At 63.1% G+C, this 18,238-nt stretch carries 17 protein-coding genes; 2 read left to right on the plus strand and 15 right to left on the minus strand.

Annotation, left to right across the window (positions count from 1 at the left end; genetic code table 11):
- Positions 1-24: 24 nt before the first annotated feature.
- Both KIH45_RS06630 and KIH45_RS06635 read right to left on the minus strand, forming a co-directional pair.
- Positions 25-1,293: an amidase family protein gene (locus tag KIH45_RS06630; protein WP_337925412.1), complete on the minus strand. Its 1,269-nt coding sequence runs from the start codon at positions 1,291-1,293 to the stop codon at positions 25-27.
- A gap of 4 nt (positions 1,294-1,297) precedes the next feature.
- Positions 1,298-2,803 (minus strand): aldehyde dehydrogenase family protein, encoded by a 1,506-nt coding sequence (locus tag KIH45_RS06635; protein ID WP_213175204.1) that lies wholly within the window; start codon positions 2,801-2,803, stop codon positions 1,298-1,300.
- Between the two features lie 236 nt (positions 2,804-3,039).
- Between KIH45_RS06635 and KIH45_RS06640 the strand changes: the two genes are divergently transcribed.
- A complete protein-coding gene (locus tag KIH45_RS06640) occupies positions 3,040-4,032 on the plus strand; it encodes an AraC family transcriptional regulator (protein WP_225899702.1) in 993 nt (330 codons plus the stop codon).
- Here KIH45_RS06640 and KIH45_RS06645 read toward each other — a convergent pair whose 3' ends face one another.
- From KIH45_RS06645 to KIH45_RS06695, 11 genes are all read right to left on the minus strand, one after another.
- Entirely contained in the window at positions 4,033-4,431 is a 399-nt protein-coding gene (locus KIH45_RS06645; RefSeq protein ID WP_337925413.1) for a c-type cytochrome, read from the minus strand.
- Positions 4,428-5,801, minus strand: a complete 1,374-nt coding sequence (locus KIH45_RS06650) for an FAD-binding oxidoreductase (protein ID WP_213175206.1) — start codon at positions 5,799-5,801, stop codon at positions 4,428-4,430. The genes KIH45_RS06645 and KIH45_RS06650 overlap by 4 nt, the downstream gene beginning before the upstream one ends.
- Positions 5,798-6,811 (minus strand): 3-hydroxybutyryl-CoA dehydrogenase, encoded by a 1,014-nt coding sequence (locus KIH45_RS06655; RefSeq protein WP_213175207.1) that lies wholly within the window; start codon positions 6,809-6,811, stop codon positions 5,798-5,800. The genes KIH45_RS06650 and KIH45_RS06655 overlap by 4 nt, the downstream gene beginning before the upstream one ends.
- Before the next feature lies 1 nt (position 6,812).
- Positions 6,813-7,895: an NAD/NADP-dependent octopine/nopaline dehydrogenase family protein gene (locus tag KIH45_RS06660; protein ID WP_213175208.1), complete on the minus strand. Its 1,083-nt coding sequence runs from the start codon at positions 7,893-7,895 to the stop codon at positions 6,813-6,815.
- 101 nt (positions 7,896-7,996) lie between these two features.
- Positions 7,997-9,295 (minus strand): spinster family MFS transporter, encoded by a 1,299-nt coding sequence (locus tag KIH45_RS06665; RefSeq protein ID WP_213175209.1) that lies wholly within the window; start codon positions 9,293-9,295, stop codon positions 7,997-7,999.
- Between the two features lie 299 nt (positions 9,296-9,594).
- On the minus strand, positions 9,595-10,368 hold the full coding sequence (gene pcaD, locus KIH45_RS06670) for a 3-oxoadipate enol-lactonase (protein WP_213175210.1): 774 nt from the start codon (positions 10,366-10,368) through the stop codon (positions 9,595-9,597).
- 2 nt (positions 10,369-10,370) lie between these two features.
- Positions 10,371-11,573: a 3-oxoadipyl-CoA thiolase gene (pcaF, locus tag KIH45_RS06675; protein ID WP_213175211.1), complete on the minus strand. Its 1,203-nt coding sequence runs from the start codon at positions 11,571-11,573 to the stop codon at positions 10,371-10,373.
- Complete coding sequence (locus KIH45_RS06680; RefSeq protein ID WP_213175212.1) at positions 11,570-12,277, minus strand: CoA transferase subunit A; 708 nt, start codon at positions 12,275-12,277, stop codon at positions 11,570-11,572. The genes pcaF and KIH45_RS06680 overlap by 4 nt, the downstream gene beginning before the upstream one ends.
- Before the next feature lie 10 nt (positions 12,278-12,287).
- Positions 12,288-13,178: a dioxygenase family protein gene (locus KIH45_RS06685; RefSeq protein WP_213175213.1), complete on the minus strand. Its 891-nt coding sequence runs from the start codon at positions 13,176-13,178 to the stop codon at positions 12,288-12,290.
- A gap of 50 nt (positions 13,179-13,228) precedes the next feature.
- Entirely contained in the window at positions 13,229-13,519 is a 291-nt protein-coding gene (catC, locus tag KIH45_RS06690) for a muconolactone Delta-isomerase (protein WP_213175214.1), read from the minus strand.
- A 15-nt stretch (positions 13,520-13,534) separates the two neighbouring features.
- Positions 13,535-14,683, minus strand: coding sequence for a muconate/chloromuconate family cycloisomerase (locus KIH45_RS06695; protein ID WP_213175215.1), 1,149 nt, complete (start codon positions 14,681-14,683; stop codon positions 13,535-13,537).
- A gap of 74 nt (positions 14,684-14,757) precedes the next feature.
- On the opposite strand from KIH45_RS06695, the gene KIH45_RS06700 reads away from it, so the two are divergent.
- The gene (locus KIH45_RS06700; RefSeq protein ID WP_213175216.1) at positions 14,758-15,654 is read left to right on the plus strand and encodes a LysR family transcriptional regulator; all 897 of its coding nucleotides are present in this window, start codon (positions 14,758-14,760) and stop codon (positions 15,652-15,654) included.
- 2 nt (positions 15,655-15,656) lie between these two features.
- On the opposite strand, the gene KIH45_RS06705 is transcribed toward KIH45_RS06700, so the two are convergent.
- Positions 15,657-16,781 (minus strand): BaiN/RdsA family NAD(P)/FAD-dependent oxidoreductase, encoded by a 1,125-nt coding sequence (locus tag KIH45_RS06705; RefSeq protein ID WP_213175386.1) that lies wholly within the window; start codon positions 16,779-16,781, stop codon positions 15,657-15,659.
- Between the two features lie 49 nt (positions 16,782-16,830).
- On the minus strand, positions 16,831-18,210 hold the full coding sequence (gene der / locus KIH45_RS06710) for a ribosome biogenesis GTPase Der (RefSeq protein WP_213175217.1): 1,380 nt from the start codon (positions 18,208-18,210) through the stop codon (positions 16,831-16,833).
- Positions 18,211-18,238 lie beyond the last annotated feature (28 nt).

An 18,238-nucleotide genomic window follows, 5' to 3' on the forward strand; every position in this document is an offset into this window, starting at 1 on the left:
AAAAGATGGTCGCAAGGCGGAATCTCAGCCCTGCTGTGAAAACGCCTTCCCGGCCTCTTCTGCAAAGGCCAGAAGCCGGGCGTCCGAACCCTTGCGCGCAGTCAGCATCACGCCGATCGGAAGACCAGCATCATCGCAGCCCGCGGGTAGCGAAATCGAGGGGAGACCGGCCATGCTATCGGGTCGGGTATATCGCGTAATCGTCGGAAACGCGGGCTGCGCGGACCCGTTCAGCAGAACCGTTTCACCACAGCCAAGCACCGGCGCGACGAGCGGGGCCGTAGGCTGCAGGATGAAATCGATCCCGCCGTCAAACACCGCCGCAAAGGCGCGCTGCAATGCTGGCCAACCCTGACCGATTGCCTGAGCGTAGGCCTGGGGCGAAACAGCCGCGCCGCCCAGCGCCAGTTCGACCAGATCGCGCACTTCGTCCGTTGCGATGGACGAAAGGGACAGGCCGCGCCCGGTGAGCTGGGGCACGCTCGACATCAGCGACTGGCCGGTTTCATGCAGAGCAATGGCGAATCCGCACTCCTCGTCCAGAGCATTGGCGGCGGAAAGGTCGCAGGTAACGACGCGGTAGCCAGCTGAAGTCAGCGCACTCGCACACCGGTCCAGCGCTGCGGCCACGGCAGGTTCCGTTTCGCCCAATTGGTCGGCCGATGGGACACCGATCGTGATGGCCCCGGCAGACCCGCCGTGCGGTGCATCTTCGCCTGAAAGAACTTCATCGGCCCAGCGGATCGGCGCTAATGTGCGCGCCATCAGGCCAAGGGTATCGCGGCTGGGTGACAGGCCGATCAGACCGTCGGAGGGATACCTGCCCATCGAAGGGCGAAAGCCGATTACACCGCAAAATGCCGCGGGAACACGCGCCGATCCGCCTGTGTCGGTAACAAGCGAAAGATCGCCCAGCCCCAGCGCAAGCGCAGTCGCAGAACCCCCGCTTGAACCGCCCGCGACACGCCTTGGATCGTGCGGATTGACGATATCGCCGCTCCATCCGTTGGCTCCGGTGACGCCAAAGGCCAGTTCGTGCAGCGTGGTCTTGATCGCCGGGTTCGCGCCCGCTGCGCGCAGCAAGCGCACGCCAGCGGCATCCCTTTTTGCAATGACATCACCGAGCAGACCGCTGCCCGCAGTCCACGGCATGTCGGCAACAGCGATGTTGTCCTTCACAAGCAACAAAGGCGCACTTTCCGAAGAAAGCGCGCCTTCATTGATGCTAGCGATCGCGTTCAGGGCTCTCGCCCTGTCGAGCCTTTTCGGCAGGTCTTGGTCGCCAATCGCCACGATATCAGATCATCATCGTGACCGACTTGGATTCGGTATAGAGATCGCGCACCGCATGACCGAGTTCGCGGCCATAACCGGACATGCGATAGCCGCCGAACGGCACGGCCGGATCCAGCAGGTTGTGCGCATTTACCCAGACACTACCCGCCTTCATGCCGCGGATGAAACGGTTCGCCTGCTGCAGATCGTTGGTCCAGATGCTGGCGCCAAGACCATAGCTGGTATCGTTGGCCAGCTTCAGAGCTTCTGCCGGATCGTCGAACGGGGTCGAGGCGAGGACGGGGCCGAAGATTTCCTCGCGGTAGATCGTCATTTCCGGCGTGACATCGGCAAAGACGGCGGGTCGAAGGAAGTGGCCCGGACCGTCGATTTTCTCACCGCCCGTGACAAGACGTCCGCCTTCGGACGTGCCCTTGTCGAGATAGCTCTGCACGCGTGAACGCTGCGTCGCGGATACGAGCGGCCCCATCTGCACTTCGGGATCGAAACCCGAACCGAGCTTGAAGCCATCGGCCACTTGCGCAAGGCCATCGACAACCGCATCGTAGATGCTGCGGTCGACGAACAGACGCGAACCTGCGGTGCAGACCTGCCCGTGATTGAAGAAAATTGCCTGCGCCGCGCCCTGGATCGCCATGTTCACATCGGCATCCTTGAGGATCACGACCGGCGACTTGCCGCCCAGTTCGAGCGAGAGGCGCTTCATCGTGCCCGCTGCGCGCTGCTGGATGATCTTGCCGACTTCGGTCGATCCGGTGAACGCGATCTTGTCGACATCGGGATGGTCGACCAGCGCCTGGCCCGGCTCCGCATCACCCGTGATGATGTTGACGACACCGTCGGGGATGCCGGCTTCGGCAATCAGCTGGCCAAGGCGCAGCGCGGTGATCGGGGTGTCTTCAGCAGGCTTGAGCACGACGGTGCAACCGGCGGCAAGCGCGGGCGCGATCTTCCAGACGGCCATGACCAGCGGGAAGTTCCACGGGATGATCTGACCGACGACGCCGACTGGTTCGCGCAGCGTGTAGGACGTGAAACGCATGTCGGGCACGTATGCGAACGAAGGATCGATAGTCGTGCCTTCGATCTTGGTCGCGGCACCGGCCATGTAGCGCAGGGAATCAATCGCGAGATTGAGATCGGCGTGGCGCGACATCATCAGGATCTTGCCGTTGTCGAGCGTTTCGAGTTCCGCAAACTCGTCCGCTGCGGCTTCAAGCAAGTCGGCAAGCTTGAGCAGCATGCGCTCACGCTGCACCGGGCGTACGGCAGCCCAGCTGCCTTCAAAGGCGCGGCGCGCTGCGGCCACGGCGCGGTCCACGTCTGCGCTGGATCCTGCCGGAACCGTGGTGATTTCCTTGCCCGTGGCAGGATCGCTGACGGCGATGGTCCGGCCGGTCTGCGAATCCACCCACTCACCATCGATAAGCATCTTGAGCGGGCCGGAGACGAACTCCTTCGCAGCCGGCGACAGATTGGCGCGCTGATCGTCGATAACTTCGGACATAAACTCTCCGCAAAAAAGATCTCTGACTGACGCGGAGTATGGGGTGCTGACAGCCGCCCGCTATTCAGATCGCGTAGCAAGGGTACGCATTTGGCACGTTTCGGCATCCCGCCCTTTTCTGCGCCTTGCGAGGCACGAGACACTTGACAGTTCAACCATTTCGACATCTGATGTCACAAAAATGAAGGATGAAGGCACGGACGCGATCTGCCCCACCACGGGCGAAAGGGGGTCACTTGCTGCACCAAGGTCTGGATACCGCGAGGCGTCCGATCAGGACGTTCCAATCGAGCAACCCTGACGAAGTCATTGATTTCGTCGGAAGAACCCTTGCCCCACACGGCATGGACCTTCGCAATCCCGCAGGAATGACGGCGAAGCTGAATTGCTTCAATTTCAGTCACGCGCAAATAGTCGACATCCAGTACGGTTCAGAAGTCACGATCGAACCGATCGACCTCGATTCTCATTTCCTGATCCACGCATCGCTTCAGGGTTCGACATCAATCTGGTCGAACGGCGTCGAAGGCGTGATCCGACCCGACAATCTCTACATTACCTGCCCCGGCAAGGGGACGCGCATCCGAATGTCAAAGGAATGCCGCCATCTGACGGTGCGGATCGCAGCCAGCGCCTTCGAAGATTACCTGACGCAGTGCCTGCACATCCCCGTCAACAAACCAGTGAAGTTCTTTAGCGATAGCGAGAGCGGACGCGAACTGCCGCAGGTTTGGCGCAATCTGCTGTCGCACCTGATCATGCAGTCGGAAATGGGGCCCGGCCTCATGACGAATGCGAACACGCAGCGGCAATATGCGATGCTGATGGTCGAGATGCTCCTCAACCATTATTGCAACACCTATTCCGAACAGATTTCGCTTCGCGGCAACGACTTGGCACCATGGCACGTACGCCGCGCGCGAGAGATCATTCACGATTCAATCGACGACAGCATTTCGGTCGGCGATCTGGCGGTGCGCATCGGCGTCAGTGTTCGCAGCCTGCAGAACGGGTTCAAGCAGTTCCTTGGCATGACCCCGGTCGAATATGTCCGGCGTCACCGTCTCGAAAGGCTGCACAAGGCCTTGTCGACCGGCGACCCGCAGGGCAGCGTGACCGAAAAGATGCTGGACTGCGGTATCGTGAACTTCGGCCGCTATGCCCAGTATTACCGCCAGCAATACGGGTGCAGCCCGTCCGAGACGCTGCGCACCCGCCGGGTCGGCTGATCAGTTCTTTTCGAGGTAGGCGATGATCGCCGCGCGTTCCTGCGCGGACGTAACCCTTGTCACCATCTTCGTCCCCGGCACGACCGCTTTCGGATTGGCGAGCCATGCGTCGAGCTTTTGGGAATCCCACTTGCCGGCGGCATCCTTGAGCGCGGCCGAATAGCGATAGCCTGCGACACTGGCGACGGGCTTGCCGACGATACCGGCAAGCGACGGGCCTACGCGGTTCTGGCCCGGTTGCAGGGAATGGCAGGCCGCGCATGTACGCTTACGAAACAGCGCTTCGCCCGAAGGCGACACTCCCGCCCCGTTGGATGCATGCACGGCAGGCTGAGGCAGGGCTATGGCGGCGATGGCCAGCATTGCGCCGCCGATCACGGATAGGGTGCGAATGGTCACGAGTGATCCTCCTGCGCGAAGATACGACCTGGATTGAGAATGCCTTTGGGATCGAACGCGGCGCGCAACCTGCGCATAAGCGCGATTTCTTCCGCGCTTCGCGAATGGCCGAGCCAGTCGCGTTTCAGCATGCCAATGCCATGTTCAGCGGAAACGGTGCCCCCGATATCGCGTACCGCGTCATAGACGATCCGCTCCGACACGATGCGTTGATCCTCGTCAGGAAGCTCGATCGCGACATGGAGGTTGCCGTCGGCGATATGGCCGAAAAACACCGATCGGCTGCCCGGTAGCTGGTCTTCGAATTCCCGCTCTATCCGCTCGACCAGTCGGCCAAGGTCGGCAAGCGGCGCGCCGACATCGAAAGGTTCGACGATCTTCATGGCGCGCGTGATTTCACCGACATAGTCGCGGTAAGCCCAGAACCGGTCCCGATCGAGGCCCGACCGGGCCACGAGCGCATCGTCGATCAACCCATCCTCAAGGGCTAGCGAGAGCACCGTGGGCAGGATGCCGTCTTCAAACCCTTCGGTCTCGACAAGGACGTAGAACTGGTGGGGCTGATCGAAGGGATCGGGCAAAGCGCCGGGCGCGATGGTGCGGTCAAAGAAATTGCGCCACATCACCTCATAAGCGGCCAACCGTCCCGAGCAGCGCCGCTCCATAACGCCAAGCAGAGCGATGACTGCGTCGTAACTGGGCAGACCGCACAAGGCAGTCTCATACCCGGAAGCCGCCGGGCGCAGTCGCAACAGCGCCTTCGTGACGATGCCCAAGGTGCCTTCGCAGCCGATCAATATCTGTTTCAGATCATAACCGGCATTGTTTTTCAGCATCGGCTGCATCGAAGAGATGATCGTGCCATCGGCCAGAACCGCCTCAAGTCCCAGAACCTGATCGCGCATCATGCCGTGGCGATAGACTTGCGTGCCGCCGGCATTCGTCGCGATCATTCCACCGATCGTGCAGCTCCCGCGCGAGCCGATGTCGACCGCCAGCCGCAGCCCCGCATCCTCGGCCGCCTGTTGCGCCGCCTCCAGCGGTACGCCGGCACCGGCCACAAGCGTTCCGGCAACGGGATCGACGTCCGTGATCTTGTTCATCCGTTCCAGCGAAATGACCAGTTCCCCGTCCCGGGGAAGTGCCGCGCGGGTCATTCCGGTTCTTCCGCCCTGCACGACGACAGGCTGGCCCACATCGTTGCAGGCAGCCATGATGCGCGACAGCTCTTCGGTAGAGGCCGGACGGACAAGACCGGCGGGCTGGCCGCTCGTCCCCGAGGTCTCGTCTTCGAGATAGCGGGGCTCGATCACTTCAGGGGCGAAGTAGTTGCCTGCACCCACGATCGCGGCCAGCCGGTCTCCAATCATGAATCGGCGTCTCCCTGCACGAACGGAGGCACCAGATCCCGCAAGTGGAGCATCTTCACGAAATCGGAGAGCCTTTCGGCACGGTAGGCGTCGGCATCGACACCTGCGTAATCATAGAAGCCTTTTCCATCGCGCAGACCGCGGCGTTCCTCGCGCATGTTGTCGACCACGATCTGCGGCGCCTTGTAGCGACCGGCATCGACCTTTTCCGAAAGGAAATCGCTGGCATGGAACAGGATGTCCCCGCCGCCCCAGTCGATGAATTCCAGCAGGCCCAGAACGGCGAAGCGAATGCCGAACCCCGTTCGCACCGCGAGGTCCACGTCCTGCGCGCTCGCCACGCCTTCCTCGACGATGCGGGCAGCCTCGTTCATGGCCAGCGCCTGGATGCGCGGCACGATATAGCCGGGCGCGCCGCGACAGACGATCGGCACCTTGCCTGCGCCTGACAGGATTGCCCGCGTCCTTTCGACAACGGCTTCATCCGTCACCTTTGCCGGGGCAAGTTCGACGAGCGGCATCAGGTAGGCCGGGTTCAGCCAATGGGCGTTCAGGAACCGCTCGGGCCTCGTCACGAAGCCGATCAGGTCTTCCGGGTCGATCGTCGACGTGGTCGACGTGATGATGCAATCATCGCTCACATGCTCGCAGACGAATGCGAACGCATCACGCTTGGCATCAAGCGTTTCGGGCACGCCTTCGAAGACGATGGTGCACTCTGCCAGAACAGCAGGTGCATCATCCCTTGCCACAAAGCGCACATGTGCCAGCGCCTTTTTCGCACCGGCATCGTCAAGCAGGCCCAACCTCACGAGGAAGGCGAGATCGCGCGCGATCTCATCCATCGCATCTTGCGACAGCGCCGCGACCGCCGCTGCATCTCTCGGCTTCAAGTCGATCAGCGCGACATCACGGCCCGTCGCCGCGAACGCGATCGCGATGCCGCGGCCCATGCGCCCTGCACCGATGGCCGCGACGGTTCCCTGCTCCTGCGCCGCCTCAACCGCCATGTCAGAAGCCTTCCGACAGGAACTTGGTCATCGCCGCACGGTCGAGACCGGCCAGATCGAAGTTTTCGAGCGTCCGCCCTTCTGCATAGAGGTCCCGCCCGGTCACTGCACTGGCGACAGCCAGAAGGCCGGATGCCACCGGTGTCGGACAGCCTGCCCAGCGCCCGATGGACGCAATCATCGACAGGCCGAGCCGGGTATCTTCCAGCATGTAGCGATGCGTTTGCAGATCGATCTTCTCGCGCCAGTCGCCGCTGTCCGTCAGCTTGTCGTGGGCGGCGCGTCCGTACATCCACTCATCGCCATCGGTGGCATAGTGATCGGCCAGCGGGAAATGCGGCGCGCCATAACCAAGCGCCTCACGCACGGCGATGCGTTCGTTGTCGAGCGCCGTCGTGACCGCGCGGATCGACGGCTGCGTGCCTTCGTTATGGATGTCCCATGCCGAAAAATGCTCCAGCGGCCCGGCGTTCATCAGGATAAGCGGCGGATGGATGATCGGCCCTGCATTCATCAGGCCGCCCGAAAGCGCATCCTCGATCGGTTCGACCGACGGGTAGGCCTGCTTCAGAACGGCGAAGGCATGCTCTGCGTTTCTGGCCGGAAAAACGCCCGTCGGCAGGCGCGTCGCATAGGCGCTGACGACGATATCGGCCGGGCCGTGCTTGCGGACCAGATAGGGCAGCGTGCCGGTTTCGGCGAAAGTGACGTCCGCGTCGTTGCCCGCGTCCTTCGCGGCCTTGGCAAATACGAACGAACCCAACGTCCCCGGCGGCAGGAATACGACCTGTCCGTCCTTCCAGTAGGGCGCACATTGCACGGCAAGGTCGTCATGCGTGGTTGCGGGAAGCGGAATGACGATAAGGTCGGCGCTGGTGATCGCCTCCTCGAGCGAAGTCGTCGGATGAGCGACGACAACCTCGCGCGTGCCCTTGAAGTCCTTGACCCCGATCGCCCCGTTTTCGAGCACCGGGCCGAAAGCCTCGGCATCGCGACGCCAGAACCAGGTCTCGAAGCCCCGCTCGCTCATTTCGACGGCTGCAGCGTAGCAACCATGCCCACCGCCCAGTACGGCAACCCGCATTTCATTCCCCTTTTGTCGTCTCGGGAAGCTTCATGCAGGAGGGGCCAGCCCCCCTCTATTCGCTTTCGGAACGCGGGGTCCGAAATCCGCAGCAAACGCCATCACGCGAAGGAACGGGCAAAAGGCCTGCAGCCGAAAATCAGAATGACGGCGGACAAGAACGCCGCTCCGCCAGCGACGAGGGCCAGTGACAGGGCAACGCCTGAACCGCCGAACCAGATATCGTTGAACATCCCGACCAAAAGCGCGCCCAACGTCGATCCGATCAGCGAATTGCTGCACAGGAACAGCGCGGAAACGCGTGAACGCATGGCAGGCGGGGCGACGATCTGCATGACGGCGGTCGAAGGCGGCATCGGGAAGGATGCAAAGAACAACAGGCCAGCCATGATGACCAGACACGCATCCAGTGTCCCTGCGAACGGCAGGGCCAGAGCGAACAGCAAGGTGCCTACCCCGCCGATAACGCCGGTGACGAAAGGAGAGGCAACGACGCCCTTGCGGGTCAGGGCATCGACGGCCCAGCCACTGAAGATGACGCCGCCCACCCCGGCCGTAAGCGCCAGCCCGCCAAGCCACATGCCCGCCTGTGCCGGACCAAGTCCGAAACCGCGGATCAGAACGGCAGGGGCCCACCCCAGAACCGCGAACAGTGCGGCGGCGGCGAAAGTGTAACCGATAATGTGCGGAGCATAGATCGCCTTTTCGCGCGCCATGTGCCGCAGGACTTCGGTCAGCGGCAGGGCGTTCGTTCCCGTGGCAGCCCGGCCGGGATCGCGAACGGTTGCGAACATGACGAGCGCGAGGAGGAAACCCGGCGCCCCGACGATCACGAAAACCGCCTGCCAAGCCCGCATCTCCATGCCCAACAGCGATACCGAGCCACTCTCGCCGACAAGCGCTGAAACCGCGCCTCCGGCCAGGAACGCGAGTCCGGTGCCGAAAAAGGAACCCATGGAATAGACGGCAACCGCGCGGCCCAGCTTTTCACGCGGGAAAAGATCGCTGATCAGCGAATAAGTCGCAGGCGAGAGCGCCGCTTCCCCCGCGCCGACAAAAACGCGGGCAACGAAGAGCTGAGCGAAGCTGCGCGTAAATCCGCTGAGCACCGTCGCCGCGCTCCATATCGCGATGCCGGCAGAGATGACTGCAGGCCGCGACACCCGGTCGGACAGGCTGGCGAGCGGAATACCCATCGTGGCGTAGAATATCGCGAAGGCCAGACCGTGAAGAAGTCCGAACTGGGTGTCGCTGATCTGCAGATCACGCTCGATCGGATCGATCATCAAAGCAAGTATCTGACGATCGATGAACGAGAATATGTACGCCAGCATGCAGATTATGACGACGTACCAGCCCTTGAAGCTGCGTTTGCCCGTGCCGGTCGCTTCGATCGTCATTCGTATGTCCCGCCGCGATTTGCCAAGCGGCGATGGTTGGGCAGCGGTCCAGCCCTGTCCAACCGCGATCGGCAGCCCCTGTCCGCAATGCGCAGCAATGCGCTGACCCGGCTGTCGCAACGGCCGAAAAAGAGGCCCGCCCTGCGTCCGGTGCAAGGCGGGCCAAGTGGGTGGCTCGATTTTGGAAAGTTGCCTGTCCGGCTTTGCCCCTGATCCTAATCCGTGCGTTCTGGCCCGCTATGCCGAATGCGCAGTCTTAGCCCGAACCCGGCAACTCTTGCCGGTCAGGATTGTTCGCTTCAGACCGCTGGCTTGAGAAGAGCGAGCAGCGCTTCGGGTGCCTCGATAGGCGGCAAGTGCGCGGATTCAAGCGCGTGATGCCGTGCCGCGGGGATACGCTCCACAAGGAATCGGCCATGCGGCTCGTAGGGAGTGGAGACGTCCAGCACCCCGGTGATGACGTCGGTCGGCACCGCGATCCGGCCCAGCCTCTCGGCAAGGTTCATGTCACGTATCGCAGCGCAGGCCCCGACATAACCAGTCGCGCTGGAGGCAAGCAGCGCCTGCTTCATCGCGTCCGCCTTCGCCGGGTTCGCGTCGATAAAGCCCGGCGAAAGAAAGCGTGCGATCGCCATGTCGGCAATCGCGGCCAGCCCGCCTTCGCGCACCGTTTCCATGCGCTGCTGCCAGGCAGATGCATCCATCGTTGCCGAGGTGCAGATCAGCGAAAGCCCGTCGGCCCTGTCACCATGATCAAGCGCCATTTGCATCGCGATCATGCCGCCCAGAGAAACACCGGCGACATGCGCCGACACGATGCCAGCGTCGTCCATTACCGCCAGAACATCGTGAGTAAGCAGGGCAAGCGTATAGTCTCCCTCACTCGCATCGGACTGGCCGTGACCGCGCGTATCGATACGCAGGACGCGCCAATCCTTTTCCAGCGGGGCAAGGCACGTATCCCAAAGCGACATGTCCGTGCCTATGGAATTGAGAAGGACCAGCGCCGGGCCATCCTCTACGCCCGAAAGCCGGTAATGGATCCGCGCGCCTTCCGTCTGGACATGCGGCATGGTCAGACCTTCTCCACGATCATCGCGGTGCCCTGCCCCACGCCCACGCACATGAAGATGAGCGCGTAGCGCCCCGTTCCCCGCGACAGTTCCTCGACCGCGCTCATCGCCATACGCGCGCCCGACATGCCCAGCGGGTGGCCAAGTGCAATGGCACCCCCATTGGGATTGACGCGCGGATCGGCAGGATCGACGCCAAGATCGCGAAGGCTCGCGATCGCCTGACTGGCAAAAGCCTCGTTCAGTTCGATCACGTCCATGTCGGCCATGGTCAGACCCGTCCGGGCAAGAACGCAGCGCGCAGCCTCGATCGGGCCAACGCCCATGATACGAGGTGCAACACCGGCGGACGCGATCGAAACAACCCGCGCTCGCGGTACCAGCCCGTTGCGGCGCGCCGCCTCTTCGCTGGCAACGACCATCGCGGCTGCACCATCGTTCAGGCCGGAAGCGTTCCCTGCCGTCACCGTCCCGTCCGGTCGCACGACCGGCCTTAGCGCGGCAAGCGCCTCCAGGCTCGTGTCGCGCAGATGCTCGTCCTTTTCAAACACGATGGGGTCGGCCTTGCGGCGCGGTATCGTGACACTCACGATCTCTGCGCCCAGCCGCCCACTGTCCTGTGCGGCCCGGGCTTTCTGCTGGCTTGCCAGAGCAAACGCGTCCTGGTCTTCGCGGCTGACGTTCCATTCGTCGGCGACGTTTTCGGCCGTGACCGGCATGGCATCGACACCATGGGCGGCCTGCATCGCCGGATTCACGAAACGCCAGCCCAGCGTCGTGTCTTCAAGCTTCTGAGAACGGTCGAACGCGCCGCTCGCTTTGCCCATAACGAAGGGCGCCCGGGTCATATGCTCCACCCCGCCCGCGACCATCAGGTCCGCATCGCCGCACCGGATCGAAGCCGCCGCATTGCCCACCGCGTTAAGGCCCGAGGCACAGAGGCGATTGACGGTGTAGCCAGGGACCGTGTCGGGAAAATCCGCCAGCAACAGCGCCATTCGCGCAACGTTGCGATTATCCTCGCCCGACTGGTTCGCACAGCCGAGCACCACGTCATCGATGCTGGCAAGGTCCAGCCCAGGATTACGCTGCGCAAGGGCGCGAAGCGGCACGGCGGCGAGGTCGTCAGCCCTGATACCGGAAAGCGAACCGTTCAGCCTTCCAACGGGCGTGCGAATGGCATCGCAGATGAACGCCTCGGTCATGCCGCTTCCCGCGGACGGGTCGTGCGTTTCTCGATCCGCTTTTCGTTGATCGTGGCCAGCACGACGCGGTTCACATAGATGCCCGGCGTATGAATTTCGTCGGGATCGATACTGCCGGCCTCGACGATTTCCTCAACTTCGGCGACCGTCACTTTGCCGGCGGTTGCCATGACGGGATTGAAGTTCCGCGCCGTCTTGCGGAACAGCAAGTTGCCTGCAGTGTCGGCCTTCCACGCCTTGACGATGGACAGGTCCGCCCTCAGCCAGGTTTCGCGGACATAATCGCGCCCTTCGAAAGTCTCGACCGGCTTGCCTTCGGAAACGACGGTGCCGACACCTGTCGCGGTGTAGAACGCCGGAATCCCTGCCCCGCCTGCGCGTATCCGCTCGGCAAGCGTACCTTGCGGGTTGAGCTCCAGCTCCAGCGTACCGTCCAGATATTGCTGCTCGAACAGCTTGTTCTCTCCGACATAGGACGAGATCATCTTCCGGATCTGCCGGCTTTGCAGCAGCATCCACAGCCCGAAGCCGTCAGCACCCGCATTGTTCGAAATGACCGTCAGGTCCTTCACCCCGGCCTTTCGGATTTCGGGGATCAGGCTTTCCGGATTGCCGGAGAGGCCGAAGCCCCCCGACATGATGGTCATCCCGTCGAACAACACGCCATCAAGTGCGGCTGCAGGACTGTCGTAGATCTTGCCCATGTCCTTGCTCTCAGGCCTCTGCGCGGGCCCGGGCCGAAAAGACTTCGTCTTCGTGCGAAGCTGCCCGCTGAAGGCTGAAGTCGAATTCGATCACGGCATCGTCACCGTCCCGTTCCGGAACCGGCAAAAGGCCATCGCGCGTACCAAAGGCAAAATCGTCGCGGGCGAAGGGGTCGTCGCCGAAATTGATCTGCGTCGTCAGCGTGCGATAGCCGGGGGCCTCGATAAAGAAGTGCACGTGTGCCGGGCGATTGCCGTGACGGCCAAGCGCCTGCATCAGTACATCCGTCGCTCCTTGCGGCGGCACCGAATACCCGTTCGGCATCTTCGAATGGAAGCTGTAGCGACCGTCGTCACCCAGCTTGATCCGTCGGCGGTTGTTGAACGGCGTCTGCTCGCCCGTCGGGTCGAAGTGCGAGTAGAAACCTTTCGAATTGGCATGCCAGACATGGAGGATCGCATCCTTCACCGGCTCGCCATCGGGCCCGGTGATCTGACCGCTCATGCTCAGATTGCCCGTGTCGTCGGGGTCGGTCGTCAGGTTGGCGCCATTTTCCACCAGTGGCGCACCTGCGACGTAAAGCGGGCCTTCGATCGTGCGCGGCGTGCCGCCGCTAAGGCCCGCCTCGCGATCGCGTTCATCCATGACGAGATCCATGAAATGCTCGATACCCGTGCCCGGCACGATCAGGCCAAACTCACCGACGCCCTGCTGGAAGAAAGTGACGGCCTGCCAGAACTCGCTCTCGGTAATGTCGTGTTTTACGATCGTCGCAAAAAGCGCTTCCAGAAGGTCGCGAGTGATCGCTTTCAGGCGCGTGTCCCCGCCGTCCTTGTCGATACCTGCCGAACGGTCGAGCAGGGTCTGGACTTCGGGCGTGTTCAGAAATTCGCTATTCATGATCCTCTCCTCGGATATGCATGAAGCCTTGCGGCGGGCGGGTCTTGTTTTCAGCGGTCGTCGTCGTGCAGCGACGATGGGTGGCGACAAAGGGCCACGACGCGGACATCCATGAACGGGTAAAGCGGCAGCGCGACGAGGATGTCGTGCAACTGCGCATTGCTCTCGACATCGAAGATCGAGACGTTGCTGTACTGGCCGACAACGCGCCAGATGTGGCGCCAGGTGCCCGCTTTCTGCAGTTCCTGGAACTTCGCCTTTTCTGCGGCCTTAAGTTCCTCGAACTTCGCGGGGTCGAAATCCAGCGGGACGTTCACGTCCATCTCTACCTTGAACAACATCGTAATCGGCCTTTTTCAGGAAGCGGTAATAGCGACGGTCTTGCGATCGGCATCGCGGCGGAACCGGGCGATGCGATCTTCGTCGATCTCGATGCCGAGGCCCGGTCCGGCGGGCACGGCAAGCGAGAAGTCGGAATAATCGACGGGCGTGGTGAGGAGCTCCTCGGTCAGCAGCAGCGGACCGAACAGTTCGGTCCCGAAGGCGAGAGAGGAAAATGTCGCAAATGCATGGGCGGATGCGACGGTGCCCACCCCGCCTTCGAGCATCGTTCCGCCGTAAAGGGCAACGCCTGCCGCCTCGGCAATGCGCGCTACACCACAGGCGGCGCGCAGTCCGCCCGACTGCTCCACCTTGACGGCGAAGACATCGGCGGCACCGCTTCGCGCATAATCGAATGCGCTGGCCGGGCCGGTCAGCGCCTCGTCCGCCATGATCGGCACGGCAGATCGCGCCGAGAGGCGGGCCATGCCTTCGCGGTTGCTGCGGTGGATCGGTTGCTCACACAATTCGCAATCGGCATCGGCCAGCATCGCCAAACCTTCGCGGGCCTGTACTTCGGTCCAGGCCATGTTGACGTCGACGCGAACCGAGCCGCGGTCGCCCAGCGCCTTCTTGATCGCCGCGACATGCGCGACATCGTCCCGTACCGAACGTTTGCCGATCTTCAGCTTGAACGTGTCGTGGCGGCGCAAGTCGATCATGCGCTCGGCCTCTTCGATGTCGGTCGCTGTATTGCCGCTGGCCAGCGTCCAGAGCACGGGCAGGCGGTCGCGAACCCGCCCGCCCAGCAATTCGCTGACCGCCAGGCCGCAACGCTTGCCCTGCGCATCGAGCAGCGCCGTTTCGACAGCACATTTGGCGAAGTTGTTACCGACGATCGCCTTGTCGAGCATCGCCATCAATTCGGCCGGACGGGTCGCATCCCGACCGACAAGCAAGGGCGCGAAATAGGTATCGATCGCCAGCTTGATCGTCTCGGGCGCCTCGGGGCCGTAGGCAAGGCCGCCGATCGTCGTCGCCTCGCCCACGCCTTCGCTGCCGTCGGAACAGCGGATGCGCACAAGGCAGATCACCTGCACGTTCATGGTCGCCATCGCCAGCACGTGCGGCCTGATGGTCGGCACATCCAGAAGGATGGTCTCGATTTGGTCGATACGGGTCATCAAGCGCAACGATAGGGATGGCGGGCCGCGCTGAGAAAGACTATGTCGGCACCATATCATACCGGAAAGGTATCATGGACTTACGCCAGCTTCGCTACTTCGACGCTATCGCGACCGAGCGGAATTTCACGCGCGCAGCCGAAAAGCTGGGCATCTCGCAGCCACCGCTCAGCCGCCAGATCCGCGCCTTGGAGGAAGAACTGGGCTTCGAACTGTTCGATCGCGATACGCGCCCCGTCCGCCTGACCGAGGCGGGCCGCATGCTGCAACAGCAAGGCTCGCAAATCCTCGTCGCGCTGGAACAGCTGAAAAAGACGATGCAGGGTCTTGGCGATATCCCGGAAAAGCGGTTCGCCATCGGGGTCGTGGGCTCGATCATGCATGGAGCCATGCCCACTATCATACGGCGGTTTCAGGCCGCGGCCCCCGACGTGGAAGTCGAACTGATCGAATTGACGACCGTCGACCAGATCGCGGCCCTGAAGTCAGGACGGATCGATGCGGGTTTGGGCCGGCTCAGGATCGCCGATCCCGCAAACCGGCGCGAGGTTCTGCTGGAAGAACCGCTGGTCGCCGCGCTACCGGCTGACAGCCCCATTGCACGGCGCGTTGGCCCGGTTTCCCTGCGCGAGATCGCTGCCGGCACCTTGCTCGCCTACCCCAGCCAACCGCGTCCCAGCTATGCCGATCAGGTATTGTCGCTAATGCGCGATCAGGCCCTGACGCCTACCAAGATCATAGAAGTGCGCGAGGTGCAGACCGCGCTGGGCCTGGTCGCCGCCAACGTAGGCTGCGCGATCGTCCCTGCATCCATGCAGCATTTCAACAGCAAGGACATCGTCTACCGCCCGCTTGTCGATGAAGGGGCCGTATCACCCGTCATCCTCAGCCAGCGTGACGCGGACGATAGTGTCCTGTCGCTACGCTTTCGCGAGATCGCACGTTCGGTTTTCGCTTTGCCCGGCGCCTGAAATCACAGGGCCTCGGCGCAGGCGACCGCGCTGGCCCAGGCCCACTGGAAGTTGTAGCCGCCAAGCCAGCCCGTCACGTCCACCGCCTCGCCGATGAAGTGGAGGCCGGGGACTTTCTTCGCCTCCATCGTTTTGGACGAAAGCTCGCCCGTCGCAACGCCGCCGACGGTGACTTCGGCTTTGGCGAAACCCTCGGTGCCATTCGGATGGAACGTCCAGCGCTTCAACCGCTCGCCAGCGGCGCGCAGGGCCTTGTCCTTGCAGTCGGCCAGCGGGACCGCGATGCCGACCCGCTCCGCCAGTTCGCCCGCGAGCCTTTCGGGCATAAGCGCTGCAAGCGTTGAGCGGATGGTGGCCTTTGGATTTTCGGCCTTCGCCGCGATGAAAACTTCCGCGTCGGCATCGGGAAGGAAATCGACGGTCACGGTCGCACCGGGGTCCCAGTAGGACGAGACTTGCAGGATCGCCGGACCCGATAGCCCGCGATGGGTGAAAAGTGCCGCCTCGCGGAATTTCGCCTTGGCCGCGCCTGCCACGACTTCGGTCGACACGCCCGACAATTCGCGGAACAACAGGTCATCGCCGCCCAATGTCAGCGGGACGAGCGCAGGGCGTGGCTGCACGACTTTCAGTCCGAACTGGCGCGCAAGGTCATAGGCGAAACCGGTCGCGCCCATCTTCGGGATCGAAGGCCCGCCCGTGGCCACCACCAGCGAGGGTGCGGAATAGCTGTCCGCCGAAGTCTCGACCGTAAAAGCGCCGTCAGCGTGCCCCACGCTGCCGATGCTCTCGCCGCATCGCAGTTCGACCTCGCCTTTCGCGCACTGGTCCAGCAGCATGTCGACGATCTGCCGCGCAGACCCGTCGCAGAACAGCTGGCCCAGCGTCTTTTCGTGCCACGCGATGCCGTAGCTCTCGACCAGCGCGAGAAAATCGCGCGCGGTGTAGCGGGCCAGCGCCGACTTCGCGAAATGCGGATTGGACGAAAGGTAACGGTCGGGCACAACGTCGAGGTTGGTGAAATTGCACCGCCCGCCGCCCGAGATCAGGATCTTCTTGCCCGGCGCATCGGCGTGTTCGATCAGCACGACCCGCTTGCCGCGCTGCCCCGCACGGGCAGCGCACATCAGGCCCGCCGCCCCTGCGCCGAGCACGATGACGTCGTGCGTCACCGGATCAGTTCTTCGCGAAGGGGTTCTTGGGCGTGCGCATCATCAGGCGCACCGGCACCGATCCGAAACCGAGATCGCGGCGCAGCCCGTTGACGAGATAACGACGATAGGATTCGGGCAAATCGTCCAGACGCGTACCAAACACCACGAATCGCGGCGGGCGCGCACCGGTCTGCGTGATGTAGCGCAGCTTGATCCGCTTACCGCCCGGAGCCGGCGGCGGATTGGCGGCCAGCGCATCGTCGAACCAGCGGTTCAATGCAGCGGTCGGCACGCGCTTGTTCCAGATCTCGCGCGTTTCGAACGCGGCATTGAGCAGGTTGTCGAGCCCCTTGCCCGTCCGCGCCGACACGGCAACCAGCGGTACGCCGCGAGCCTGCGCCAGACCTTCGTCCAGCGCGGCTCGGATGCCGTTGAACAGACCGCTGGGGTCTTCGGCAACGTCCCACTTGTTGATCGCGATGATCAGCGCGCGGCCTTCGTCGATCGCGTGGCTCGCGATCTTGAGATCCTGAACCTCGAGCCCCTTGGTGGCGTCGAGCAGCAGCACGACGACTTCGGCATAGTCCACCGCACGCCGCGCATCGGCGACCGAGAGCTTTTCCAGTTTGTCCGTCACCTTGGCGCGCTTGCGCATACCGGCGGTGTCAATCAGCTTCACCGCGCGATCTTCGCCCGCCTTCGGATCGTGCCATGTCCAGTCGATGGCGATCGAATCGCGCGTGATCCCGGCTTCCGGCCCGGTCAGCAGGCGATCTTCCTTGAGAAGCTGGTTGATCAACGTCGACTTGCCCGCGTTCGGACGACCAACGATGGCCAGCTGCAACGGACCGAGCGGCCTTTCCTCGTCGTCCTCGAACGGTTCGAATTCCGGCTTTTCGGGCTGCAGCGGTTCGAGCGTCGGCAGCAGCGCCTCGAACAGGTCTGCCACGCCTTCGCCATGCTCCGCGCTCATCGCAACGGGATCGCCAAAGCCCAGCGAGAACGCCTCGTAGATGCCTGCGTCGCCCGCCTTGCCCTCGGCCTTGTTGGCGACGACCGTGATCGGCACCGACGAACGCTGCAGATAGCGGGCGATTTCTTCGTCCAGCGGGGTGAGGCCAGTGCGGCTGTCGATCACGAACAGCGCGGCGGATGCGCCGACCAGCGCGGCCTCGGTCTGCTGGCGCATGCGGCCGGGCAGTGATGCTGCGTCCTCGTCCTCCCAGCCCGCCGTATCGACGATCTGGAATTTCAGGCCGAGCAGTTCGACATCGCCGAATCGACGGTCGCGCGTGACCCCCGGCTGATCGTCGACCAGCGCGAGTTTCTTGCCGACCAACCTGTTGAACAGGGTCGACTTGCCCACGTTGGGGCGACCGATGATGACGACTTGTGGAAGCATTATGCGCGCCAAGTGGCGACTTGGCGCG

Source organism: Croceicoccus gelatinilyticus, assembly GCF_018398395.1.
Taxonomy (GTDB): Bacteria; Pseudomonadota; Alphaproteobacteria; order Sphingomonadales; family Sphingomonadaceae; genus Croceicoccus; species Croceicoccus gelatinilyticus.